The 21,033-nt window shown below is 66.0% G+C and carries 29 protein-coding genes and 1 tRNA gene; 17 read left to right on the top strand and 13 right to left on the bottom strand.

The window, feature by feature from the left end:
• Positions 1-55: 55 nt before the first annotated feature.
• Positions 56-1,039, bottom strand: coding sequence for a hypothetical protein (locus CLM74_RS14925; RefSeq protein ID WP_199776053.1), 984 nt, complete (start codon positions 1,037-1,039; stop codon positions 56-58).
• A 205-nt stretch (positions 1,040-1,244) separates the two neighbouring features.
• Between CLM74_RS14925 and CLM74_RS14920 the strand changes: the two genes are divergently transcribed.
• Both CLM74_RS14920 and CLM74_RS14915 read left to right on the top strand, forming a co-directional pair.
• Positions 1,245-2,435 (top strand): glycoside hydrolase family 18 protein, encoded by a 1,191-nt coding sequence (locus CLM74_RS14920; protein WP_105164420.1) that lies wholly within the window; start codon positions 1,245-1,247, stop codon positions 2,433-2,435.
• 106 nt (positions 2,436-2,541) lie between these two features.
• Positions 2,542-2,931, top strand: coding sequence for a VOC family protein (locus tag CLM74_RS14915; RefSeq protein WP_343122494.1), 390 nt, complete (start codon positions 2,542-2,544; stop codon positions 2,929-2,931).
• 25 nt (positions 2,932-2,956) lie between these two features.
• On the opposite strand, the gene CLM74_RS14910 is transcribed toward CLM74_RS14915, so the two are convergent.
• From CLM74_RS14910 to CLM74_RS14900, 3 genes are read right to left on the bottom strand one after another with little or no spacing between them, the layout of a single operon-like run.
• Positions 2,957-4,516 carry a PepSY-associated TM helix domain-containing protein gene (locus tag CLM74_RS14910; RefSeq protein ID WP_105164419.1) on the bottom strand — a complete coding sequence of 520 codons (1,560 nt, stop codon included), beginning with the start codon at positions 4,514-4,516 and terminating at the stop codon, positions 2,957-2,959.
• Positions 4,517-4,526: 10 nt separating this feature from the next.
• Complete coding sequence (locus CLM74_RS14905; RefSeq protein WP_025876252.1) at positions 4,527-4,790, bottom strand: hypothetical protein; 264 nt, start codon at positions 4,788-4,790, stop codon at positions 4,527-4,529.
• Positions 4,790-5,086 carry a hypothetical protein gene (locus CLM74_RS14900; RefSeq protein WP_025876254.1) on the bottom strand — a complete coding sequence of 99 codons (297 nt, stop codon included), beginning with the start codon at positions 5,084-5,086 and terminating at the stop codon, positions 4,790-4,792. Before CLM74_RS14900 ends, CLM74_RS14905 begins: the two co-directional genes overlap by 1 nt.
• A 419-nt stretch (positions 5,087-5,505) precedes the next feature.
• Between CLM74_RS14900 and thrS the strand changes: the two genes are divergently transcribed.
• From thrS to CLM74_RS14850, 11 genes are all read left to right on the top strand, one after another.
• The gene (gene thrS, locus CLM74_RS14895; protein WP_025876257.1) at positions 5,506-7,407 is read left to right on the top strand and encodes a threonine--tRNA ligase; all 1,902 of its coding nucleotides are present in this window, start codon (positions 5,506-5,508) and stop codon (positions 7,405-7,407) included.
• A 49-nt stretch (positions 7,408-7,456) separates the two neighbouring features.
• Entirely contained in the window at positions 7,457-7,999 is a 543-nt protein-coding gene (infC, locus tag CLM74_RS14890) for a translation initiation factor IF-3 (RefSeq protein ID WP_025876259.1), read from the top strand.
• Between the two features lie 273 nt (positions 8,000-8,272).
• The gene (rpmI, locus tag CLM74_RS14885; protein WP_002811096.1) at positions 8,273-8,470 is read left to right on the top strand and encodes a 50S ribosomal protein L35; all 198 of its coding nucleotides are present in this window, start codon (positions 8,273-8,275) and stop codon (positions 8,468-8,470) included.
• 10 nt (positions 8,471-8,480) lie between these two features.
• Positions 8,481-8,840 (top strand): 50S ribosomal protein L20, encoded by a 360-nt coding sequence (gene rplT / locus CLM74_RS14880; RefSeq protein WP_005410435.1) that lies wholly within the window; start codon positions 8,481-8,483, stop codon positions 8,838-8,840.
• A 194-nt stretch (positions 8,841-9,034) separates the two neighbouring features.
• Entirely contained in the window at positions 9,035-10,030 is a 996-nt protein-coding gene (gene pheS, locus CLM74_RS14875; protein WP_032978609.1) for a phenylalanine--tRNA ligase subunit alpha, read from the top strand.
• An 83-nt stretch (positions 10,031-10,113) separates the two neighbouring features.
• Entirely contained in the window at positions 10,114-12,495 is a 2,382-nt protein-coding gene (gene pheT, locus CLM74_RS14870) for a phenylalanine--tRNA ligase subunit beta (protein ID WP_105164418.1), read from the top strand.
• Between the two features lie 27 nt (positions 12,496-12,522).
• A complete protein-coding gene (locus CLM74_RS14865; protein ID WP_005410432.1) occupies positions 12,523-12,822 on the top strand; it encodes an integration host factor subunit alpha in 300 nt (99 codons plus the stop codon).
• Complete coding sequence (locus tag CLM74_RS14860) at positions 12,803-13,159, top strand: MerR family transcriptional regulator (RefSeq protein ID WP_005410431.1); 357 nt, start codon at positions 12,803-12,805, stop codon at positions 13,157-13,159. Before CLM74_RS14865 ends, CLM74_RS14860 begins: the two co-directional genes overlap by 20 nt.
• 67 nt (positions 13,160-13,226) lie before the next feature.
• Positions 13,227-13,303 (top strand) — tRNA-Pro (locus CLM74_RS14855).
• 118 nt (positions 13,304-13,421) lie between these two features.
• Positions 13,422-13,625 (top strand): hypothetical protein, encoded by a 204-nt coding sequence (locus CLM74_RS21540; protein WP_158684157.1) that lies wholly within the window; start codon positions 13,422-13,424, stop codon positions 13,623-13,625.
• Positions 13,619-13,960, top strand: a complete 342-nt coding sequence (locus CLM74_RS14850) for a phosphotyrosine protein phosphatase (RefSeq protein WP_093820570.1) — start codon at positions 13,619-13,621, stop codon at positions 13,958-13,960. Before CLM74_RS21540 ends, CLM74_RS14850 begins: the two co-directional genes overlap by 7 nt.
• Here CLM74_RS14850 and CLM74_RS14845 read toward each other — a convergent pair.
• From CLM74_RS14845 to CLM74_RS14835, 3 genes are all read right to left on the bottom strand, one after another.
• Positions 13,930-14,274: a GNAT family N-acetyltransferase gene (locus CLM74_RS14845; RefSeq protein WP_317850717.1), complete on the bottom strand. Its 345-nt coding sequence runs from the start codon at positions 14,272-14,274 to the stop codon at positions 13,930-13,932. The genes CLM74_RS14850 and CLM74_RS14845 overlap by 31 nt on opposite strands.
• A gap of 101 nt (positions 14,275-14,375) precedes the next feature.
• Positions 14,376-14,729, bottom strand: coding sequence for a DUF6713 family protein (locus CLM74_RS14840; RefSeq protein ID WP_105164416.1), 354 nt, complete (start codon positions 14,727-14,729; stop codon positions 14,376-14,378).
• 59 nt (positions 14,730-14,788) lie between these two features.
• Positions 14,789-15,304 carry a DUF3011 domain-containing protein gene (locus CLM74_RS14835; protein ID WP_105164415.1) on the bottom strand — a complete coding sequence of 172 codons (516 nt, stop codon included), beginning with the start codon at positions 15,302-15,304 and terminating at the stop codon, positions 14,789-14,791.
• A 240-nt stretch (positions 15,305-15,544) separates the two neighbouring features.
• On the opposite strand from CLM74_RS14835, the gene CLM74_RS14830 reads away from it, so the two are divergent.
• Positions 15,545-15,946, top strand: coding sequence for a hypothetical protein (locus CLM74_RS14830; protein WP_105164414.1), 402 nt, complete (start codon positions 15,545-15,547; stop codon positions 15,944-15,946).
• Between the two features lie 51 nt (positions 15,947-15,997).
• Here CLM74_RS14830 and CLM74_RS14825 read toward each other — a convergent pair whose 3' ends face one another.
• Complete coding sequence (locus CLM74_RS14825) at positions 15,998-16,690, bottom strand: aspartate/glutamate racemase family protein (RefSeq protein ID WP_105164413.1); 693 nt, start codon at positions 16,688-16,690, stop codon at positions 15,998-16,000.
• 137 nt (positions 16,691-16,827) lie between these two features.
• Here CLM74_RS14825 and CLM74_RS14820 point away from each other — a divergent pair, with 137 nt between their 5' ends.
• The 3 genes from CLM74_RS14820 (at position 16,828) to CLM74_RS14810 (ending at position 18,479) form a co-directional block, all read left to right on the top strand.
• Complete coding sequence (locus tag CLM74_RS14820; protein ID WP_105164412.1) at positions 16,828-17,460, top strand: cation transporter; 633 nt, start codon at positions 16,828-16,830, stop codon at positions 17,458-17,460.
• Between the two features lie 99 nt (positions 17,461-17,559).
• Positions 17,560-18,201, top strand: coding sequence for a LysE family translocator (locus tag CLM74_RS14815; RefSeq protein WP_032978625.1), 642 nt, complete (start codon positions 17,560-17,562; stop codon positions 18,199-18,201).
• 104 nt (positions 18,202-18,305) lie between these two features.
• On the top strand, positions 18,306-18,479 hold the full coding sequence (locus CLM74_RS14810) for a DUF1328 domain-containing protein (protein WP_025876319.1): 174 nt from the start codon (positions 18,306-18,308) through the stop codon (positions 18,477-18,479).
• Between the two features lie 25 nt (positions 18,480-18,504).
• On the opposite strand, the gene CLM74_RS14805 is transcribed toward CLM74_RS14810, so the two are convergent.
• From CLM74_RS14805 to CLM74_RS14785, 5 genes are all read right to left on the bottom strand, one after another.
• A complete protein-coding gene (locus tag CLM74_RS14805; protein ID WP_025876322.1) occupies positions 18,505-18,837 on the bottom strand; it encodes an SMR family transporter in 333 nt (110 codons plus the stop codon).
• Positions 18,838-18,847: 10 nt separating this feature from the next.
• Positions 18,848-19,420: a TetR/AcrR family transcriptional regulator gene (locus CLM74_RS14800; protein ID WP_105164411.1), complete on the bottom strand. Its 573-nt coding sequence runs from the start codon at positions 19,418-19,420 to the stop codon at positions 18,848-18,850.
• A gap of 78 nt (positions 19,421-19,498) precedes the next feature.
• On the bottom strand, positions 19,499-20,254 hold the full coding sequence (locus CLM74_RS14795) for a transporter (RefSeq protein ID WP_158684156.1): 756 nt from the start codon (positions 20,252-20,254) through the stop codon (positions 19,499-19,501).
• A gap of 70 nt (positions 20,255-20,324) precedes the next feature.
• Positions 20,325-20,558 carry a DUF1653 domain-containing protein gene (locus CLM74_RS14790; protein WP_025876328.1) on the bottom strand — a complete coding sequence of 78 codons (234 nt, stop codon included), beginning with the start codon at positions 20,556-20,558 and terminating at the stop codon, positions 20,325-20,327.
• Positions 20,559-20,569: 11 nt separating this feature from the next.
• Entirely contained in the window at positions 20,570-20,833 is a 264-nt protein-coding gene (locus tag CLM74_RS14785; RefSeq protein ID WP_033831612.1) for a hypothetical protein, read from the bottom strand.
• Positions 20,834-21,033 lie beyond the last annotated feature (200 nt).

The raw sequence follows: 21,033 nt of genomic DNA, 5'->3' as shown, positions 1-21,033 counted from the left end.
GGACGCCTGAAGAATTCTGAAAGCCTTGTGCTGCAAGGCCTGCAGCGCCCTGCCGTCATTCGTCCGCTTGTTCGTGACCCAGCCACCACACCTGGCCCGGCTGCGGACCCTGCTGCGGGTGCTCACGGTGTTCGATCGCATCGAGCGTGCGCCCGGTGCCTGCCGCGGCCCAGGCCGACATCAGTTTTTCGACCGCAGCGCGGCCCTGTGCGGCAATACCGAGATTGCGCTCGCGCACCCAGCCGCCGTCATCCTCGTGGCTGTCGTCATCGTGCTGGTGAGGTGCCCCATAGCTGCAGCGCAGGCACAGGTGACGTACCGAATGGGTCCAGTCTTCGACCAGGCCGATGCCGGGCAACGTCATTGCGCGCAGCGCGGCGATGTCGTCCTGCGAATCGCATTGCACGAACACGGCGTAGGTCGCCATGTCCGACTGCTGCAGGCGCTGCATGGCATTGAACACCGGTACTTCGCGCTCGCCGTAGGTCCGGCGCCCGGTGGAGGCGCCGTCGTGCAGCACGATGTCGCCGAAGCGGAACCCGCTCTCCGCAAGCGGCACGTTTTCCAGCCGCGCGCGTACCGGATCGAGCCGGCGCATGTACACGGTCTCGCCGCTGGACCACGGATTCAGGCGAACACAGGCAACGCCGAAATTGCCGTTGATCGGGCCTTCGCCCTCGGGGAGGGTGATGCCGCAGCGGGTCCATTGCCGGCGCGCCTCGGCCCAGTCGCCGGCGCCGGTGGCGGCAATTCCCGCATTCCACGCGGTCGCCTCATCGACTTCATCGCGCAGCTGCTCGGAGCGGAGATTGTCCTGCAGCGACAACGCCCACTCGCGCAGGTACTTGTGTGCCAGCCCGCGCATGTAGTGCAGGTGGGGGATGTCGGGTGTCCATTCGACGAGCTGGCCGAACAGGATTGCTGCGTCAGCCAGGTCGCCCGCATCAAAGGCCGCATAGGCGCGGGCCTCCAGCGCCTGCAGCTTTTCGAGGGTTTCGTCGTCCAGCAGTTCGCCGTCTGCGTCGTGGTCTGCGGTCATGTCCGTGTGCCAGTGAAGATCCAGCGCCACCTTAGCTCAGGCAGGTCGTGTGTTGTCCTGCAGCGAAGTGCTTTCGACGTTGTGCAGCCACGACCGTGTCAGCTTCCAGCGGCACGCCACTGTCCAGCGGACGACATGCACGGACATCCGCACCACGGGCCGATCTGTTTGCTAACGTGGCGGCGCCTTCGACCCGGGAGTTTCCATGTTCCGCCAGACCTTGGCTGTACTTGCAGTGCTGATCGCCGGCACCCTGCCCATTGCCGCGCAGGCGCAACCGGCGCAACCGCCGATCTTCGGTGCGTACTATCCCGGCGGTTCCGCCGAGCGCTATCCGGTATCGAGCATCCCGGCCGAACGACTCACCCATCTGTTCTATGCGTTTTCCACCATCGAGGACGGACGCTGTGCGATCGGTGCCGAGGCGCCAGCCAACTTCGCCGCGTTGGCCGAGCTCAAGCGCAGGCATCCGCATCTGCGCACGTTGATTTCGATCGGGGGCTGGGGCGCGGGCGGATTCTCCGATGCGGCGCTGACCGAGACCAGCCGCAGGCGCCTGGTCGATTCGTGCATGGCGTTGTTCTTCGAGCGCCATGCCGGCAGTTTCGATGGCGTGGACATCGACTGGGAGTTCCCCGTCAGCGGTGGCCCGAAGGAACTGGCGCACCGCCCGCAGGACCGTGCCAACCTGACCAAGCTTGCGCAGTCCTTCCGGCTGGCGCTGGATGCCCGCGGCAGAAAGGCGGGGCAGCCGATGCTGCTGACCGCCGCGCTGGCCGCTGGCCGTCTGCAGACCGATGGGCCATACGACCCCGCCGCCAGCTACGATCTGCCCGCGTTGGCCAAGGTGTTCGATTTCATCAACCTGATGAGCTACGACATGGGCACCGGCTTCTCGGCGGTGTCGACCTTCAATGCCCCCCTGCATGAAGTGCCAGCCGACCCGCTGGCGCCGGAGCTGCGGCGCTGGAACAACGTGGCCGGTGCCGTGCAGTACTACCGCGAGCATGGCGTGCCGGCGGCCAAGCTGGTGCTGGGCGTGCCGTTCTACGGGCGCGGCTTCAAGGTCACCGGCGAGTCGGCGGACGGCCTGTACCAGGCCTACAGCGCGCCGGCCGATGCCGGTGACTGGCGGGTGATCAAGGCGCGCTATCTCGACCAGCCGGGTTGGACGAAGCATTGGCAACCGCAGGCGCAGAGTCCGTGGCTGTACAACCCGGCGCAGAAGATCTTCATCAGTTACGAGGATCCGCGCTCCATCGGCCTGCGTGCGCAGTTCGCGCGCGAGCAGGGCCTGGCCGGTGTCTTCATGTGGGAGCTGACCGGTGACGACGAGCAGGCCAGCCTGCTCAACGCCATGCTCGCTCCGTGGCAGAAGGCCCGCGTCGGCGACTGACCGGTTCGACATCTCCGGACCGGGGCTGGTACGGCGGTGACGGGCAAACGCTGTGGCCTGAAACCGCACATCGGCGCCATGTACGCAGCGCTAAGCTGCGTGCATGATCATCATCGACCGCCTGGACCATCTGGTGCTTACCGTGGCCGACATCGAGCGCAGCTGCGACTTCTACCAGCGCGTGCTGGGCATGCAGGTCGTGCGCTTCGGCGCCGGCCGCGTCGCCCTGCAGTTCGGCCAGCAGAAGATCAACCTGCACCCGGCCAGCGCGCCGCTGCAGCCCCACGCGCTGCTGCCGACCCGTGGCAGCGCCGATCTGTGCCTGATCACCCCGCTGGGCGTACAGGCGGTGCTGGCCCACCTGCAGGCCCAGCAGGTGACGATTGAAGAAGGACCGGTGCCGCGTACCGGAGCGCTTGGGCCGATCGAGTCGGTGTACTTCCGTGATCCGGATGGGAACCTGATCGAAGTGGCCCGCTACGTGGAAGCCATGTAAACCCGCGTGCTGCGAGCGGGCTTGGTCAGTTCGCCCACACGCTGTTGGGGTCACCGTTGCGGGCCCGCCGCTGGCTCGCATACGCCAAGCGCGCAAAGCCAAACGCCATCGCCAGTGCCATCGCATCGATCCAGAACAACGGCCAGTGGCCGCGTGCGGCGGCCAACCACAGCCAGTCACCGTTGAGGGCGCCGTGCGCCAGCGGCACCAGCGCGGTGCTGATCGCCGCAGCCCACAGCAGTTCGCGCGCCGCCTGTGCCGGGCGGCGCAGGGCTGCCCACAGCGCACAAGCCGCCCAGGTCACGAAGCAGGCCCAGCGGATGCCGTGATCGACCTGGGCAGGCGCTGCCCGCTCCAGCACCAGCGCGGCCACGAAGGTCACCGAGATCGCCACGCACAGGCCGATGCAGACGCCCACCGTGGCCCGCGCCATGTTGACGGCCGCGCGCGACTGCTGCGGCTGACGGCGCTTGCGACGCGACTCGATCCACAGCAGGTTGCCCGAATAGAACAGGAAGGCGCCGCCGAGGCCCAGCAGGAAGTACAGCCAGACCACCACGCCGTTGCCGAACTCGCCGAAATGCAGGGCGTAGGCGGCACTGAGCGTGGCGTGATTGGCATCGCGCTGGCCAGGCAGCTGGCTGGCCAGCACGCGGCCGCTTTCGACATCCAGCGCGACAGCGCCGAGCGGGCCAAGCGTACCGCTGGCCTCGCCGGTGATTTCGATGGTCGCGTTGGCATCACCGCCATTGGCCAGTTTCAGGTAGGCCGGTTCGAAGTTGGCCACGCCCTGCGCGCGGGCCACTTCCAGCGCCCGCGCGTGCAGTTCGCGCAGGCTGCCCGGTGCGGCAGGGATGCCACTGGCTTCGCGCAGCGGCGCGGTATCCATCGCCGTCGGTACCGCCTGCAGCGCCTTGCCGTCGTAGATCAGGGGATCGAGTACCGCCATCTGCATGAACACCAGGCAGAGCAGGGCGCCGGTCACCGCGAACATCAGGTGGAACGGCAGGCTGAGCACGCCGATCACGTTGTGCGCGTCCTGCCACTGCTGCTTGAGATTGCGGCCCGGGCGCAGCGCGAACAGATCGCCCAGCAGCTTGGGCAGATGGATCACCAGCCCGCTGAGCAGGGCCATGCCGTACAGCAGGCTGACGATGCCCATCACGTAGATCCCGGCCACCGGCAGGCCCAGGCTGTAATGCAGTTCGTTGACCAGCTCGGCCAGCCCGGTCTGCGGTGGCGTCGGACTGCCGCCGGTCTGTCCTGGCCATGCATAGCGCCAGCTGCCATCTTCGGCCTGCCAGTAGGCCAGCGGCTGCGGATGATCGGCGCCCGGGAAGGTCATGCCGACGTGGCGACGCGCTTCCGCATGCGTGGCCAGCACGTCGTCGAGCAGGTACTGGGCGTCATCCAGGCCGGCCGGCAATGCGGTTGCCGCGCCAGGCGTCTGCCACAGCGGGAGGTCATGGTGGAACAGGGTCAGTGCGCCGGCATAGAACGCCACGAACAGCCCGAAACCGGCGACCAGACCGACCCAGGTGTGCAGGGTGGTGAACGTGCGCAGGGTCTGTGAACTGAATTTCATGCGGTCGATCTCATTGCACTGCGCCGGCCAGGCGCAGCAGGCCGAGTACGGCGAAGCCCAGGGCCGCGCAACCGGCCAGGGTCAGCCAGGCGCGCAACGGGCTGCGGAAACTGAAGGCCCACAGCGCAGCCAGCATCCACAACGGGACGAACGCGATCAGGCTCGGCACCAGGGCTTTCTGCCAGGGGCCCGGCGGCAGCCATGCGACCAGGCCGGTCGCCGCAGCGGCAAGGAAGAAGCCGGCGAAGATGCCGGCCAGTGCGCGCGACCACATCAGCGCGGCTCCACATCGGGGCGGTGCCACGCGGCCAGTGCCGGCAGCAGCATGGCGGCCAGCATCCAGGTGCACAGCATCGCCACCAGGCCGGCGGCAAAGCCCAGTTCGGCCATCCACAGCCACAGCGCAGCGACGGCAGCGACCAGGCCGATCTGCCGGCCCAGGCGCCCGGCACGGCGCAGGCGTGGCCAGCGGCAGTGCGGGGAGGCGGCATAGAAGGCCAGCGCGGAGAACATCGCCGACAGCATGCCGAGGCTGCAGAAGCCCAGGGTCGACAGGCCAACGGTGATCATCGGGGGCTCCGGGCCCGGCATATGGCCGGTGAACGCGGGGCACGGGCGGGACCGGCAGGCGCCGGTCGGGGCGGGTGGCGCATTGCAGGATCCTGGGGGGAAGCGGGCAGGCCGGCACGGGGCGGGCTGCGCGGACATGGTAATCATTGCGTTTTCACGCCGCCAGCCAGCGCCATTCAGGCACCGCTTGGGCTTTGTCCGCCGCTGGTTTAAGATCACGGGCAACCACATCCTGGAACCAAGGTGGCCCGCGCACTGCGCCGGCCGAGCGTGCGACATGAGCACTACCACCGCCCACTGTTGACCTGCCCCGAAGGCCCTGCATTCCAGGCGCCCTCGCGGCGCTTTTTTATTGCCCGGACGACAGCCCGGGAGCGCTTTCCAGCCCGCCACGGCGGGCCCCGCATGAAGCCATTGCAATGATCACGATTACCCTTCCCGACGGCAGCCGCCGCGAATTCGAAAACCCCGTCAGCGTCATGGACGTCGCCCAGTCGATCGGCGCCGGCCTGGCCAAGGCCACCATCGCCGGTTCGGTGGATGGCGTGCTGGTCGATGCCAGTGACGTCATCGACCACGATGCGTCCCTGCGCATCATCACCGCCAAGGACGAGGAGGGCGTGGAAATCATCCGCCACTCCAGCGCCCACCTGGTCGGACACGCGGTCAAGCAGCTCTATCCGGACGTGAAGATGGTGATCGGCCCGGTGATCGCCGAGGGCTTCTACTACGACATCTACTCCGAGCGCCCGTTCACCCCCGAAGACATGGCGGCGATCGAAAAGCGCATGGGCGAGCTGATCGCGCAGGACTACGACGTCATCAAGAAAGTGACGCCGCGCGCGGAAGTCATCGAGATCTTCAAGGCCCGTGGCGAGGACTACAAGCTGCGCCTGATCGAGGACATGTCGCCTGACATCCAGGCGATGGGCATGTACTACCACCAGGAATACGTGGACATGTGCCGTGGTCCGCACGTGCCGAACACGCGCTTCCTGAAGGCCTTCAAGCTGACCCGCATTTCCGGCGCCTATTGGCGCGGCGACGCGCAGAACGAGCAGCTGCAGCGCGTCTACGGCACCGCCTGGGCCGACAAGAAGCAGCTCGATGCGTACATCAAGCGCATCGAAGAAGCGGAGATGCGCGACCACCGTCGCATCGGCAAGCAGCAGGACCTGTTCCACCTGCAGGAAGAGGCCCCGGGCCTGGTGTTCTGGCACCCGAAGGGCTGGGCGCTGTGGCAGGTGGTCGAGCAGTACATGCGCAAGGTGTACCGCAGCACCGGCTACGGCGAAGTGCGCTGCCCGCAGATCCTGGACGTGTCGCTGTGGCAGAAATCGGGCCACTGGGACAACTACCAGGACGCGATGTTCTTCACCGAGTCGGAGAAGCGTACCTACGCGCTCAAGCCGATGAACTGCCCGGGTCACGTGCAGGTGTTCAACCAGGGGCTGCACAGCTACCGCGATCTGCCGATCCGCTACGGTGAGTTTGGCGCCTGCCACCGCAACGAGCCCTCCGGTGCGCTGCACGGCATCCTGCGCGTGCGTGGCTTCACCCAGGACGACGGTCACGTGTTCTGCACCGAAGACCAGGTCGAGGCGGAAGTGACCGCGTTCCACCAGCAGGCGCTGGCGGTGTACCAGCATTTCGGCTTCGAGGAGATCCAGGTCAAGATCGCGCTGCGCCCCGAATCGCGCCTGGGCGATGACGCCACCTGGGACAAGGCAGAGGGCGCGCTGCGCTCGGCGCTGTCCAGCTGCGGGGTGGAATGGCAGGAGCTGCCGGGCGAGGGCGCCTTCTACGGCCCGAAGATCGAGTACCACCTGAAGGACGCCATCGGCCGCACCTGGCAGCTGGGCACCATGCAGGTCGATTTCATGATGCCTGGCCGTCTGGGCGCTGAATACGTGGACGAAAACAGCCAGAAGAAGCATCCGGTGATGCTGCACCGGGCCATCGTCGGTTCGATGGAGCGTTTCCTGGGCATCCTGATCGAGCACCACGCCGGCCAGTTCCCGGCCTGGCTGGCGCCGACCCAGGTGGTGGTGGCCAATATCACCGATGCGCAGGCTGAATACGTCTCTGCGGTGACCAAAAGCCTTGCGGATCAAGGCTTCCGCGTCAGCGCCGATTTGCGTAACGAGAAGATCGGCTATAAGATTCGCGAGCACACGCTGCAGCGCGTGCCGTACCTGCTGGTCATTGGTGACCGCGAGAAGGAAAACGGCGCTGTGGCGGTGCGTACGCGTTCTGGCGAAGATCTCGGCAGCATGAGCCTCCAGGCTTTCACCGAGCGGCTCCAGGCCGAGGGCGCGTAAACAAAGGTCCGGCCCGTGCGCATTGGCGCCCGGGCCGGGTTCGACACCCTTGGGAGATCGCAATATCAGTACCCCTGACAACAAACAGAACCGCAAGAATCAGGAAATCCGTGTGCCGCGCGTCCGCGTGATCGGCAGTGACGGAGAAATGATCGGCGTGTTGACGCGAGACGAAGCGTTGTCCATGGCCGAAGATGAAGGCCTGGACCTGGTCGAGATCCAGCCGCAGGCCGACCCGCCGGTGTGCAAGATCATGGACTTCGGCAAGTTCAAGTTCGAAGCCCAGAAGAAGGCCAGCGAGGCCAAGAAGAAGACCAAGCAGGTCGAGATCAAGGAAGTGAAGTTCCGTCCGGTCACGGACGAGGGCGACTACCAGATCAAGCTGCGCAAGATGCGCGGTTTCCTTGAAGAAGGCGACAAGATCAAGGTCAACATCCGTTTCCGTGGCCGTGAAATGAGCCACCAGGAACTGGGCCGCGAGATGGCTGGCCGGATCGAAGCCGATCTGGGCGAAGACATCGTCATCGAATCCCGTCCGCGCCTGGAAGGGCGTCAGATGGTGATGATGATCGCGCCGAAGAAGAAGACCTGACGCCTGACGGGCTGCCTCGCGGGGCGCCTGGCGGCTGAATGGATGAAGGTGAAGGGACGCCGCTGGCGTCCTTTTGCTTTTCCGGGGCGGGCAGGGCCGGTCTCGGTGTGAAAACGGTGTGGGGGCTGGTTACAGGGCGGATTTGCCTGTATCATGCCCGGCTCGACCCACTCAGGACGGGTCGTACGCCGATCATGGCAGGACGGAAAGAGCGGCCCAGGCCGCCGCCAGATCAGTCAGAAACCAGGGTCATATCCCATCAAGGACATTGCAATGCCCAAGATCAAGACCAACCGGGCAGCGGCCAAGCGTTTCCGCAAGACCGCCTCGGGCAAGTACAAGTGCGGCCACGCCAACCGTAGCCACATCCTCACGAAGAAAGCGACCAAGCGTAAGCGTAACCTGCGTCAGACGAATCACGTCCGCGCAGAAGACGCAGGCCGTCTGGACCGCATGCTTCCCTACCTCTGAGGACTGATACATGGCACGAGTAAAGCGTGGCGTACAGGCGCGTCGCCGCCACAAGAAAATCCTTGATCTGGCGAAGGGCTACTACAACGCCCGTCGCAAGGTCTTCCGCGTCGCCAAGCAGGCGGTCATCAAGGCACAGCAGTACGCCTACATCGGCCGTAAGCAGAAGAAGCGCAACTTCCGTTCGCTGTGGATCACCCGCATCAACGCGGCTGCCCGCATCAACGGCCTGAGCTACAGCCGTTTCATGAACGGCCTGCTGAAGGCTGGCATCACCCTGGACCGCAAGGTTCTGGCTGACATCGCCGTGCACGACGCAGCTGGCTTTGCTGCACTGGCCGAAAAGGCCAAGGGCGCACTGGCGGCATAAGTCCTTCCCGATGCCGTTGCCGTTCACGGAGAACGGTGTCAGGTAGAGGCAATGCATGGGGAAGGGCGCAAGTCCTTCCCCATTCTTTTTTGTGCCGGGCGCAGCCGTGTAGATGGCGGGCGACCGGCAAGCGGTTGCGACGGCGCGGCCCTTCGCGCATCGCGATGGCAGACCGACTGGAGTTCCGGCTACCCATGAGCGACATCCAATCCCTCACTTCCCAGGCGCTGGCCGATGTGGCCGCCGCGCAGAGCCCGGACGCGCTGGAGCAGCTGCGCGTGGCCCTGCTTGGCAAGAGCGGCAGCATCACCTCGCAGCTCAAGCAGCTCGGTGCGCTGCCGGCCGACGAGCGCAAGGCGGCCGGTGAGGCCATCAACCAGGCCCGCGACGCGCTGAGCAGCGCGCTGGGCGAGCGCAAGGCGGTGCTGGAAGATGCTGCGCTCGATGCGCGGCTGGCTGCCGAGGCGATCGACATCACGCTGCCGGGCCGCAGTGGCGAACGCGCCGGCCTGCACCCGATCACACGCACCCTCGAGCGCATCACCGGCATCTTCGGCCGGCTGGGCTACGAGTTGTCCGAAGGGCCGGAGATCGAGGACGACTGGCACAACTTCGAGGCGCTGAACTTCCCGCCGCACCATCCGGCGCGCGCCATGCATGACACCTTCTACTTCGGTGACGGCCGACTGCTGCGCACGCATACCTCCGGTGTGCAGGTGCGCTACATGGGCGAACACCAGCCGCCGCTGCGCATGATCGCCGCCGGCAAGGTCTACCGCAGCGACAGCGACCAGACCCATTCGCCGATGTTCCACCAGGTCGAAGGCCTGCTGGTTGACGAGCATTCGACCTTCGCCGACCTGAAGGGCACGCTGTCCGAGTTCGTGCGTGCGTTCTTCGAGCGCGATTTCGAGATGCGCTTCCGCCCCAGCTACTTCCCGTTCGTTGAACCCGGCGCGGAAGTGGACATCGCCTGGCAGCAGCCCGATGGCAGCACCCGCTGGCTGGAAGTGCTCGGCTGCGGCATGGTGCACCCGAACGTGCTGCGCAACGTCGGCATCGATCCGGAACGCTACACCGGCTTTGCCTTCGGCATGGGCGTGGAGCGTTTCGCGATGCTGCGCTACGGCGTCAACGACCTGCGCGCGTTCTTCGAAAATGACGTGCGCTTCCTCAAGCAGTTCGCGTAACGCATAAGGTAGCGCCGGGCCATGCCCGGCGGACTCAACAACGCAGGCCCAGGCGCATGCGCCGGGCCCACCAGGGTGAACCCATGAAATTCTCCGAAAACTGGCTGCGCAGCCACGTCCCGACCACTGCCTCGCGCGATGAGCTCAGCGCGGTGCTGACCGCCATCGGCCTGGAAGTGGAAGACGTGACCGCGCTTGGCGATGGCCTGCAGCACGTGGTCGTCGCGCGTATCGTCGAAGCCGAGCGCCATCCCGAAGCCGACCGCCTGCAGGTGTGCAAGGTTGATGCGGGGCAGGCTGAGCTGCTGCAGATCGTCTGTGGTGCGCCGAATGCACGACCGGGCCTGGTCGCGCCGCTGGCGATGGTCGGTGCGCAGATCGGTGAGTTGAAGATCAAGCCGGCCAAGCTGCGCGGTGTCGAATCCAACGGCATGCTGTGCTCGGCCAAGGAGCTGGGCCTGGACAACGATGCCTCCGGTTTGCTGGAACTGCCGGACGACGCGCCGGTCGGCCAGTCCCTGGTGGAGTACCTCGGCCTGCCGGATGCCAGCATCGAGATCAAGCTGACCCCCAACCGCGCCGACTGCTTCAGCATCCGCGGCATCGCCTATGACGTCGCCGCAGCGACGCGCAGCGAGGTACTGGATTTCATCGCAGCGCCGATCGCTGCCCAGAGCAGCCGCGAGCTGGCAATCCAGCTCGATGCAGGTGCCGAAGCGCCGCGCTATCTGGGTCGTGTCATCGAAGGTGTCAACGCCGCGGCGAAGACCCCGTTGTGGATGGCCGAGCGCCTGCGCCGCAGCGGCGTGCGCCCGGTTTCGCTGCTGGTCGACATCACCCAGTACGTCATGCTCGAGCTGGGCCAGCCGATGCACGCCTACGATCTCGGCACCCTGCAGGGCACGATCAGTGTGCGTCGTTCGCGCGCAGGCGAAAGCCTGAAGCTGCTGGATGGCCGTGATGCTGCGCTGGACGACAGCTTCCTGGTGGTCACCGACGCTGATCGCGCGGTCGGCCTGGCCGGCCTGATGGGCGGTTTCGATACGCGCGTCACCGATGCCACCACCGCCGTGTTCCTGGAAGCGGCGCACTTCGCGCCGGCCGCGATCATGGGCCGCGGCCGCAAGCTGGGCCTGCACACCGATGCCGGCCACCGCTTCGAGCGTGGCGTCGACCCGGCGCTGCCGCGTACTGCCATCGAATACGCCACTCGCCTGGTGCTGGACCTGGCCGGCGGTACCCCCGCACCGGTTACCGAAGCGGTACGAGAGGCCGACCTGCCGCAGCCGGCGACGATCCTGCTGCGCCGCGCGCGCATCACCCGCGTGCTGGGCATCACCATCGAAGACGCCGAAGTCGAGCGCATCCTGCGCGCGCTGGGCATGCAGGTGGTGGACGCTGGCGAAGGCTGGCAGGTCACCGCGCCGAGCCGCCGCTTCGACATCGCCATCGAAGAAGACCTGATCGAGGAGCTGGCCCGGATCCACGGTTATGAGCAGATCCCGACCACGCTGCCGGGTGGCGCATCGCGTGTCGCGATGCCGTCCGAGACCCAGCTGGATGCGCTGAGCGTGCGCCGCCAGCTGATCGCACGCGATCTGCAGGAAACCGTCAATTTCGCCTTCGTCGACGATGGCCTGCTGGGCCAGTGGCAGCTGCGCGAGGATCTGGTGCCGCTGGCCAACCCGCTGTCGGCCGAACTGGCGGTGATGCGCCCGTCGCTGCTGCCGGGCCTGGTCGCCACGCTGGGCCGCAACGCCGCCCGCCAGCTCGGCCGAGTGCGCCTGTTCGAACTCGGCCGCGTATTCGCGCAGCAGGCCGGAGATGGCCAGCCGGCGCCACTGGAAACCCCGCGCGTGGCCGCTGCGGTCTGCGGCGAAGCGCAGGCGGTGCAGTGGGGCCTGCCGACCCGCAAGGTTGATTTCCATGACCTGAAGGGCGACCTGGAATCGCTGGCCGCGGCCAGTGGCGCGTTCCTGGAGTTCCGCCCATCCTCGCGTGCCTACGGCCATCCGGTGCGTTCGGCCGAGGTGTTCCGCGACGGCCTGGCCATCGGCTGGATCGGCCAGATCCACCCGCGCCTGGCCAAGTCGATGGACATCGACGTGGACGTGTACGCCTTCGAGCTGGAACTGGAAGCGCTGTCGGCCCGTGCGCTGCCGCGCGCCGGTGAACTGTCGCGCTACCCGGCAGTGCGCCGCGACCTGGCCTTCCTGGTGCCTGAACAGGTGGCCTGGAGTGACCTGGCAGCGACCATCCGTCAGGCTGCCGGTCCGCTGCTGCGCGAGCTGAACCTGTTCGATCGCTATGTCGGCCAGGGCGTCGAGCCGGGATTCAAGAGTCTCGCTATGGGCTTGATTTTGCAGGACAAGTCGCGCACTCTGACGGACCGCGACGTGGAAGCGGTAGTGGCCGAGGCGGTCACTGCCATCGAGCGTGAACACCACGCCCGGATCCGCGGCTGAGCGGGCAGCACTCGGGGGTAGCAGGCAATGGCATTGACCAAGGCGGAGATGGCGGAAAAGCTGTTCGACGAAGTCGGTCTGAACAAGCGGGAAGCCAAGGAATTCGTCGACGCGTTCTTCGATGTGCTGCGTGAAGCATTGGAACAGGGACGTCAGGTGAAGCTGTCGGGCTTTGGCAATTTCGACCTGCGGCGCAAGAACCAGCGCCCAGGTCGCAACCCCAAGACCGGCGAGGAAATTCCGATTTCCGCCCGTACGGTGGTTACCTTCCGTCCGGGCCAGAAGCTCAAGGAGAGGGTGGAAGCTTATGCTGGATCCGGGCAGTAACCGCGAACTTCCGCCGATTCCGGCCAAGCGCTACTTCACCATTGGTGAAGTCAGCGAACTGTGCGACGTCAAGCCGCACGTGCTGCGCTACTGGGAAACCGAGTTTCCCAGTCTCGAGCCGGCCAAGCGCCGTGGCAACCGTCGTTACTACCAGCGCCACGACGTGCTGATGGTGCGGCAGATCCGCAGCCTGCTGTACGAACAGGGCTACACCATCGGTGGCGCGCGCCTGCGCCTGGATGGTCCGGATGCGCGCGAGGAATCGGCCTTGAGCAACCAGATCATCAAGCAGGTGCGGATGGAACTGGAAGAAGTGCTGCAACTGCTGCGTCGCTGACCCATTTCCGCCGTAATCCGCTATACTTCACGGCCCGCCGCACTGGCGGGCACATCGCAGCATCAGTCGGGGCGTAGCGCAGCCTGGTAGCGCATCTGCCTGGGGGGCAGAGGGTCGTCGGTTCGAATCCGGCCGTCCCGACCACTGTGATGTAACAGACAAGCCTGCGCAGCGATGCGTGGGCTTTTTTGTTGCGGCGTTGTATCCTGCGCGCACTCGTACTACCGCGGCTGCTGAACCCGGTACTCACGAGAACACGATCATGGAAACGCAAAGGAACCGCGCCTGGAGGCGCTCGCAGTCGCGCCACCACGCTGGCGTCCACACGGCAGCACCGTCGATCTTCAAGCCGGAAAAGAACTGGAAGCTGATGTACACGCGCGGCGACAAGCTGCTGCGGGCGCGCCAGCTGGGTTTCACCTATCCAGTCCTCAGCCCGCGGCAACTGCTGGACCAGGAATGTTGAACCTGTTGTTTGTCTGCAGTCGCAACCAGCTGCGCAGCCCCACCGCTGAAGCGATGTGGCAGCGCCGGCCAGGTATCAGTGCGCGCTCGGCAGGCACCAGCCCGCATGCGCGCCGGCCCATCAGCCCAGCGGATATCCGCTGGGCTGATGTCATCTTCGTGATGGAGCCCAAGCACCAGCATCGGCTGCAGGCGAATTTTGCCCGCCTGCTTGAACACACGCCGCTGCACTGCCTGGATATCCCCGACGACTATCGCTGCATGGATCCGGCGCTGATGGCGCTGCTTGAAGCGAAGGTCGCGCCTTACCTCACATCGTCAGCAGCGAAGCGGTAGATCAACTCCGGATCGCCTTCGTCGAGGCCGTGCACGATGCCGCACTGCTGGAAACCAGCGGCTGCCAGCAGCCGCTGCATGTTGGCGTTGGATTGGTTGGTGGAGGTGAAAAGCCTGGCACCTGCGCTGCACGACGTGGCATGCAGAAGCAGCGCGCTGCCGACGCCGTGTCCGCGCAGTGGCGCGGCGACCATCAGCATCTCGATGAAGGCTTCACCGAAGAAGTGCCGGTGCTGGACCCGGTAGCCGGCCAGCGTGTCGTCGAGTTCGGCGACGTGCATGTGGCCGTCCGCCAGCCATTGGCCGATCTGCACGGCACGCCTTGGGTCATCGGCCGCAACGCTGTCCAGGGCGATCAGTGCCGGAAGATCCGTGCACACGGCCGCGCGTATCCGAACTGCTGGAGCCCGCACGTTCATCGCCGACGGATGCGCAGCAGCAAACCGCTGCCGCTGACCAGGCAGGCCAGAAGCGTGAGCAGCGACAGGGGCAGGTGGAATTCATCGCGACCGGCCGCAGCGAAGCCTGCATGGATGAGGGCTGTGCCGATACCCAGCGCGCCGCACAGCAGTGCGTAGCGGCGCGCAGAGCCCAGGCCGAGCACGACCTGACGGTAACCGTGCAGCAGTACGCCGATGGCAAGCAGATTGAAAAGCAGGAATCCCTGGATGCCGCCGGGCACCTGGAACATACGCCACTCCTGCCAGAACGCGGCATCGATCTGATGCAGCAGCAAGGACATCATCGTTGCCAGGTACCAGCGTTCCATGCGGTGTTTCCTGCTGCGGGAGCTTCATTCTAGCGATGATGGGCCCGCAGCCATCGCACTCAGTAGACGCGGAATTCGGCGCGGCAGCCGTCGCTGACCCATACACCGCGTCGGTCCCAGCCCCAGTTGCGGTCCTCGGTGCAGGTGGTGACCGATTTCTGCTTGACCAGCCGCACGTCATGACGGACGCGGATGCGGCACTGTTTCTCCTTGTTTTCGTAGGATTCGCAGACCAGGCGCTCGCCATCGCGATCACGGTCACGGTCACGCCCACGCCCGGGCCAGCGGCCACGCCCGCGCTCTTCGGCGACGAATTCGGCGCGGCAGCCGTCGGTAACCCACAGCATGCCGCGGCGCTGTCCCCAGTTGTCATCTTCAACGCATCGCGTCACCGACAGCTGCCGCGCCAGTCGCGCGCGTCCTTCGAACGGGCACTGCTGGGTCTTGTTGAAGTGCGATTCGCAGGTCGTGCGCGGTGACGATTCGCTGTCGTAATCCTGTGCCGAGACGGTCGTTGCGGCCAGCAGCAGGGCAAGTGCAGAGCCGCCCAAGGGCAGTAGCAGGCGAAGGCTCATTGAAACCTCGGTTTGGGGATGGGACGCAAGAATGGCGCACGTATAGCGCTCTGCGACGACTGCGGGCTGCGCTGGCTCAGGACGGATTTATAAGTGTGCGACGGCGCATGCAGGGCGTTACATCCCGTATCATCCCGGGCACATCCGATTGCATCGGTTTACAGTTTTTTACACGTTCCAGCGCTTTCGGACGCGGCCTTCGGGCATCGCCCGTGGCCGCTGGCGCGGGTGCGGACAAGGATGTGCGGACCACGACGACCACAGGGGGTTGCGTTGATCAGCAGTATCGTCATTCATCGGTCGGCCGGCGCAGGCGCGGCCGACGTGCAGGTCCTGGACACGACGTTCAAGGGCAAGCGTGTTTTTGTTGCGTGGGGCCTGCGTGGCCTGGAACTGACCCGCGAAGCCGAGCCGGAAGATACGGTTGCGGCCCGCGATGCCTTGCGGCGGGTTTCCCGCCAGGCCGACGGGCCGCGCAGCAGCGAGATTTTCATTGCCAGCCAATCGGGCGTGGCCATCAGTGTCTACCGGATGCTGACCGAAGCCCGCAGCGGCGACGCCGTGTTCTTCCTGTGCGATTCGCCACCGGTGGTGGAATGGCTGGTTACTTCGCTGGAAGTGCAACCCGAATTGCCTGCGTGACCGGACGCCTGACCGTGCAGTCGAGCCTGTTCGACTGCACCCCGCCGTGGGTTACGCCAACGCTGCGTCCACTGCCGCGCGCGCATGCAGGGTCGTGGTGTCGAACAGCGGCACCGGGCTGTCTTCGGCGCGTACCAGCAGCATGATCTCGGTACAGCCGAGGATGATCGCCTGGGCACCGCGGGCAACGAGGCGTTCAATCACTTCGACGTACACCTGCCGTGATCGCTCGTTGACCACCCCGGCGATCAACTCCTCGTAGATGATCGCGTGTACCTCGCGGCGGTCATCGGCCTCCGGAACCAGTACGTCCAGGCCGAAGCGCTCGCTCAGGCGGCCACGGTAGAAGTCTTCCTCCATGGTGAAGGCGGTGCCGAGCAGGCCGACACGCTGCAGACCGGCCTGCACGATCGCCGTGGCAGTCGGGTCGGCGATATGCAGCAAGGGCAGCGGGCAGGCCGCCTCGATCTCAGCAACGAGCTTGTGCATGGTGTTGGTGCAGATCAGCAGCAGGTTGGCGCCACCGGCCTGCAGCCGCTGTGCGGCATCGACCATCTCGTTGCCCAGGGCATCCCAGTCGCCGTCGTGCTGCAGCTGCTTGATGCGGGCGAAATCCAGCGACCACATCAGCAACTGCGCCGAATGCGCGCCGCCCAACCGCGCGCGTACCTCTTCGTTGATGAGGCGGTAGTACTGCGCCGAACTCTCCCAGCTCATGCCACCGATCAGGCCAAGCGTCTTCATGCGTGTCTCCGTGCCGGGGAAGCGCCATTGCAGCACAACATGGGCCAGGACGTGCAATTGTGGGTGGACCCGTCGCAGCAGCTGCCGACGGGCCTGATCGGCGTGATAATGGGGTACGACAGGCAGAGGGCAGGGCGATGGGCGAATGCTGTGGCTGCGGCAAGACGCTGGATGTGGCAGCCATGCAGGCGCGCCACCGGCGCGTGCTGTGGATCGTCCTGCTGATCAACCTGGCGACCTTCCTGATGATGGTCGGCGCGTCCTGGTACAGCCATTCGTCCTCGTTGCTCTCCGGTGCGCTGGACAACCTGGGCGATGCGGCGACCTATCTGCTGAGCCTGCTGGTGGTGGGGGCCGGCGTGGCGGTCAAGGCGCGGGTTGCGTTGTTCAAGGGCGTGCTGATCCTGGCTGCGGCCGTGGCAGTGGCCGTACAGATCGGATGGCGGCTGGCGCATCCGCAGGTTCCCCTGTTCGAAAGCATGGGCCTGGCCGCGCTGTTGAACCTGGCTGCCAACGGTTTCTGCCTGTGGCTGCTGACGCCGTATCGCAATGATGACGTGAACCTGGCATCGGCTTGGGAATGCGCACGCAACGATATCTTCGAGGGCGTTTCGGTGGTGCTGGCGGCGGGGCTGGTGGCGCTGTTCGGTGCCGGTTGGCCGGACCTGCTGGTCGCCATCGCGCTGCTGGTCGTGTTCCTGCGCTCGGCGCTGCGGGTGCTGCGCATCGCGATGACCGAGCTGCGCGCATCGCGCATTGCCAGCGGCTGAGCCGCAGCAGCTGTAACCGTCGAATCGACCCCGGACTGTACATGGTGGTGACAGCCGCTGCGCACTATCCTTGCAGGGATTATTACGGTGGATGAAGTGATGGCCCTGCATACCTGGTGGTGGTTCCTGGCGACAGTCTTCGTGCTGTGTGGCACGCCGGGCCCGAACATGCTGCACATCCTGGGTCGCAGCGTCGGCCTGGGCTTCCGTCGCAGCGTGCCGGCCATGGCCGGTTGCCTGCTGGCGATGCTGCTGGTGCTTGCGGCGTCCGCGGCTGGCCTGAGCGCGGTGCTGCGATCATCGCCGATGCTGTTCGATGTGCTGCGCTACCTGGGTGTGGCCTACTTGGCCTGGCTGGGCATCAAGGCGTGGCGGGACAGCTACCGGCAGGCGCCGGTGGCGACAGACGTCGATGCAGCAGCGCTGGCGCCGGTGCACGGTGCCTGGGCAGTGTTCCGTGGTGGCCTGCTGGTGGGGTTGAGCAATCCCAAGCTGCTGCTGTTCGCCGCCGCGTTCCTGCCGCAGTTCGTCGACCCCGCGCGTGGCCAGGCCGTGCAGTACACGGTGCTGGTGGCGACCTTCGCCACCTGCGAACTGTTCTGGTACGTGATGTATGCCGCAGGCGGGCATGGGCTGCGCCGTTGGCTGGCAAAGCCATTTGCGCAACGCTGGTTCGAACGCCTGGTCGGCAGCGTGTTCCTCGCTTTCGCAGTGGCGCTGCTGCGCTTCCGGCCGCGCTGAGCGGGTTCGTTTCACGCCGCGCCTGCGACCTGTTCACGCGTGTGGCATCGCGGCGTACCTAACCTGATCCCACCTTCAGTATTCCCGCCAGGGAGAGGATCAACATGATCAAGTGGGCCATCATTTTCGCCATCATCGGCCTGATCGCAGGTGCGCTGGGTTTCGGCGGCATCGCCGGCGCTGCCGTGGGTATCGCCAAGTTCCTGTTCTGGGCCGGCATCATCATTGCCGTTGTGCTGTTCGTGCTTGGCATGACCGTCGCCAAGAAGGTCGCCTAGCCCGGGTGTTCGTGCAGCAGCGCGTTCAATGCGCGCTGCTGTGCGAGAACAGGTTGATGACCAGCACGCCGGCACAGATCAGGCCGATGCCGATCAGCGCCGGAGCGTCCAGGCGCTGCTTGAACACCAGCAGTCCGATCAGCGAAATCAGCACGATGCCGACGCCGGACCAGATCGCATAGGCAATGCCGGTGGGGATCGACTTCATCGTCAGCGACAGCAGGTAGAAGCACACGCCGTAACCGGCAAGCGCGCCCAGCGTGGGACCGAGCCGGGTCATGCCTTCGGATGCCTTGAGCAGGGACGTGGCGATCACCTCCAGCACGATCGCACCGGCCAGGTAGACATACGGGTTCATCGAATCCTCCTCATGCCGGTTCGCACAGCTTCAGTGCCTCAAGGGCCATGGCCTGGGCATTCTGGCGCTCGTTTTCGTCCAGCGGCCGCCCATAGGCGGTGGCCCAGTAACCATCGGCAACGCAACGCGCGGCGTACAGGCGCGGATCGCTGGCTTCATCCGGGAACTCGGCGAGCATGCCGCGCAGCCACGTGCGCCAGTAGACCAGAAGCGCCGGCTCCAGCATGTTGCCCATGGTGAGCCCGATGTCGTTGATCTGCTCCTGCTGCAGCAGATGCTCGAAATTCACCTGCACATAGGCACGGCTGAAGCCGCCATGGCGGCGCGGGGACTGTCGCAGCACCGCACGCACTCTGTCCTCGAAGTCGGCGATGAGCGAGGTCAGCGTCGCCTCGACCAGGTCCTGCTTGCTGCTGAAGTGATGGAACAGCGCACCCTTGCTGACACCGGCGGCGTCGGCGACGTCCTGCACGGTGAGGGCCGCCAGCCCATTCTGGCCGAGGGTATGGGCGGTCGCGTGCAGCAGTGCCTGGCGCACGCTGTCGGGCGCCTTGCGGCGCGAGCGGGGAGGGGATTCTGTCATGGGGGGAACGAAACCGACTGGACGGTATGATTGTAGCGCGAGGGCGGTGCGCCCGGCGCGCACGATCAGGTCTTGAGCTCACTGCATATAGAACGCGATGCCGGTGCCGAGCTGCAGGTCGGGGCTGTTGCGATTGAGGCCCAGGTCGAACGAGGCGTCCAACTGTACGTTCGGCCGCAGCATCCAGGTCAGCCCTGCGCCGGCGATGGCCTGGTCGGGTTGCTGGTTGGCGTGGGTGAAACCGGCTTCGAGATAGGTGCCCAGCCGCTCGGTCACGCTCAACGAAAGGCTGGGCGACCAAGTGGTGCTGCGCTGGCCGGCGCCACGCTGATGACTGCCATACAGCGCGCCGCTCCAGCGGTCGTTGAAGCTGTGCTCGACGCTGGCGGCCAGCGCGTACTGGCGGCCGTCGCTGAAGGCTGCATCGCCACGCGCGATCACCCCGCTGGCCAGCAGCGCCCACGCCGTGCGCTCGGTACTGCCGGGACCTGCCCATTTCACTCCGACGGTGCTGTCGCCGGCGCCGCGCTGCTGCGTGCGCGGCATGTCGGGGCCACGTTCTCGCTGACGCTGCCATGGCGTGGACGCCAACTGCAGTTCCCAGCCCGGAGCCAGCCCGGTGCGCAGCAGCAGGTCGCTGGACAGCGTCGTCGTGCGCAGGCCGTCGCGATCACGCTCACGTTGATAACTGGGCAGGCCCAGTTCGACGGCAAGGCCGCCACGCGGCACCGTGTCGGTGCCGAAGCCGATGCCGGGACGATCGAAGCTGGGAGGTTCCGCGCCCAGCACCGGGGTACTGGCCAGCGACAGGGCGATCAACAGGGTGTGGCGCATGCGGGTTCCGTCTCGCAGGGGGTCTTCAGCATGCCCGGCGATACCGTGCGCGCGGCGTGAGCCGCACCGCTCAGTCGCTGATGCGGGCGAAACGCGCCTGCGGGCCGTGCTCGCCGGGCACCTGCTCAATGAACATCGCATAGGGCCGCACCCACAGACCGCCCTCGCCATACAGAGCGCGGTAGAGAACCATCGGCTGCAGCGTCTCACTGCTGCGGACGATGTCGATCACTTCGTACTCGCCACCTTTGAAGTGGCGGTAGCGGCCAGGTGCCAGCGCGGGCAGCGGGGTCAGGTCGGTCATTGGTGGGCCCGTTACCTGCGTGCCGGCGACGCCGGGGTGGCGCAGTAGGCATCGATGGCTTCGGCGGTGTTGGCCAGGCCCTGCGCCTGTGCCAGTTCCCACGGGCGCTCGCAGCGCTGGCTGCGTTCGCACCACTGATAGCCGGCCGAACCGATGCAACCGTGCGCATCGCGATCGCCACCAACCACGGGTGTGGCGGCGTCATGGGTGACTGGTTTTTCCGGGCTGGCACACGCGGCCAGAGCCAGCAGCGGGATCAGCATCAGGACTTTCATGGGCGCGGCTCCGTGCCGTAAACCGACAGTCTGTTCGGTCCCGGCAGCAGCGGCAAGCATCGCTGGCCGATCCTCAACTCAGCGATGCGCGGACCAGTTCCTCGATCAATACCACGTAGCTGGCGGCGAAATAGAACTTCAGCAGCGTCGAACGCTGCAGTGGAAGCGAGGTGCGCATGTGGAAGGGGCCCCTGTTGATG

Source organism: Stenotrophomonas sp. MYb57 (assembly GCF_002966815.1).
Lineage (GTDB): Bacteria > Pseudomonadota > Gammaproteobacteria > Xanthomonadales > Xanthomonadaceae > Stenotrophomonas > Stenotrophomonas indicatrix.
Note: the sequence above shows the minus strand (reverse complement) of the source record. Positions and strands in the feature narration are given on the sequence as shown.

Coding starts and splice junctions, on each gene's coding strand:
- CLM74_RS14925 (WP_199776053.1), bottom strand. CDS start 1,039: ATGACCGCAGACCACGACGCAGACGGCGAACTGCTGGACGACGAAACC.
- CLM74_RS14920 (WP_105164420.1), top strand. CDS start 1,245: ATGTTCCGCCAGACCTTGGCTGTACTTGCAGTGCTGATCGCCGGCACC.
- CLM74_RS14910 (WP_105164419.1), bottom strand. CDS start 4,516: ATGAAATTCAGTTCACAGACCCTGCGCACGTTCACCACCCTGCACACC.
- CLM74_RS14905 (WP_025876252.1), bottom strand. CDS start 4,790: ATGTGGTCGCGCGCACTGGCCGGCATCTTCGCCGGCTTCTTCCTTGCC.
- CLM74_RS14900 (WP_025876254.1), bottom strand. CDS start 5,086: ATGATCACCGTTGGCCTGTCGACCCTGGGCTTCTGCAGCCTCGGCATG.
- thrS (WP_025876257.1), top strand. CDS start 5,506: ATGATCACGATTACCCTTCCCGACGGCAGCCGCCGCGAATTCGAAAAC.
- rpmI (WP_002811096.1), top strand. CDS start 8,273: ATGCCCAAGATCAAGACCAACCGGGCAGCGGCCAAGCGTTTCCGCAAG.
- rplT (WP_005410435.1), top strand. CDS start 8,481: ATGGCACGAGTAAAGCGTGGCGTACAGGCGCGTCGCCGCCACAAGAAA.
- pheS (WP_032978609.1), top strand. CDS start 9,035: ATGAGCGACATCCAATCCCTCACTTCCCAGGCGCTGGCCGATGTGGCC.
- pheT (WP_105164418.1), top strand. CDS start 10,114: ATGAAATTCTCCGAAAACTGGCTGCGCAGCCACGTCCCGACCACTGCC.
- CLM74_RS14865 (WP_005410432.1), top strand. CDS start 12,523: ATGGCATTGACCAAGGCGGAGATGGCGGAAAAGCTGTTCGACGAAGTC.
- CLM74_RS14860 (WP_005410431.1), top strand. CDS start 12,803: ATGCTGGATCCGGGCAGTAACCGCGAACTTCCGCCGATTCCGGCCAAG.
- CLM74_RS21540 (WP_158684157.1), top strand. CDS start 13,422: ATGGAAACGCAAAGGAACCGCGCCTGGAGGCGCTCGCAGTCGCGCCAC.
- CLM74_RS14850 (WP_093820570.1), top strand. CDS start 13,619: ATGTTGAACCTGTTGTTTGTCTGCAGTCGCAACCAGCTGCGCAGCCCC.
- CLM74_RS14840 (WP_105164416.1), bottom strand. CDS start 14,729: ATGGAACGCTGGTACCTGGCAACGATGATGTCCTTGCTGCTGCATCAG.
- CLM74_RS14835 (WP_105164415.1), bottom strand. CDS start 15,304: ATGAGCCTTCGCCTGCTACTGCCCTTGGGCGGCTCTGCACTTGCCCTG.
- CLM74_RS14830 (WP_105164414.1), top strand. CDS start 15,545: ATGTGCGGACCACGACGACCACAGGGGGTTGCGTTGATCAGCAGTATC.
- CLM74_RS14825 (WP_105164413.1), bottom strand. CDS start 16,690: ATGAAGACGCTTGGCCTGATCGGTGGCATGAGCTGGGAGAGTTCGGCG.
- CLM74_RS14820 (WP_105164412.1), top strand. CDS start 16,828: ATGGGCGAATGCTGTGGCTGCGGCAAGACGCTGGATGTGGCAGCCATG.
- CLM74_RS14815 (WP_032978625.1), top strand. CDS start 17,560: ATGGCCCTGCATACCTGGTGGTGGTTCCTGGCGACAGTCTTCGTGCTG.
- CLM74_RS14810 (WP_025876319.1), top strand. CDS start 18,306: ATGATCAAGTGGGCCATCATTTTCGCCATCATCGGCCTGATCGCAGGT.
- CLM74_RS14805 (WP_025876322.1), bottom strand. CDS start 18,837: ATGAACCCGTATGTCTACCTGGCCGGTGCGATCGTGCTGGAGGTGATC.
- CLM74_RS14800 (WP_105164411.1), bottom strand. CDS start 19,420: ATGACAGAATCCCCTCCCCGCTCGCGCCGCAAGGCGCCCGACAGCGTG.
- CLM74_RS14795 (WP_158684156.1), bottom strand. CDS start 20,254: ATGCGCCACACCCTGTTGATCGCCCTGTCGCTGGCCAGTACCCCGGTG.
- CLM74_RS14790 (WP_025876328.1), bottom strand. CDS start 20,558: ATGACCGACCTGACCCCGCTGCCCGCGCTGGCACCTGGCCGCTACCGC.
- CLM74_RS14785 (WP_033831612.1), bottom strand. CDS start 20,833: ATGAAAGTCCTGATGCTGATCCCGCTGCTGGCTCTGGCCGCGTGTGCC.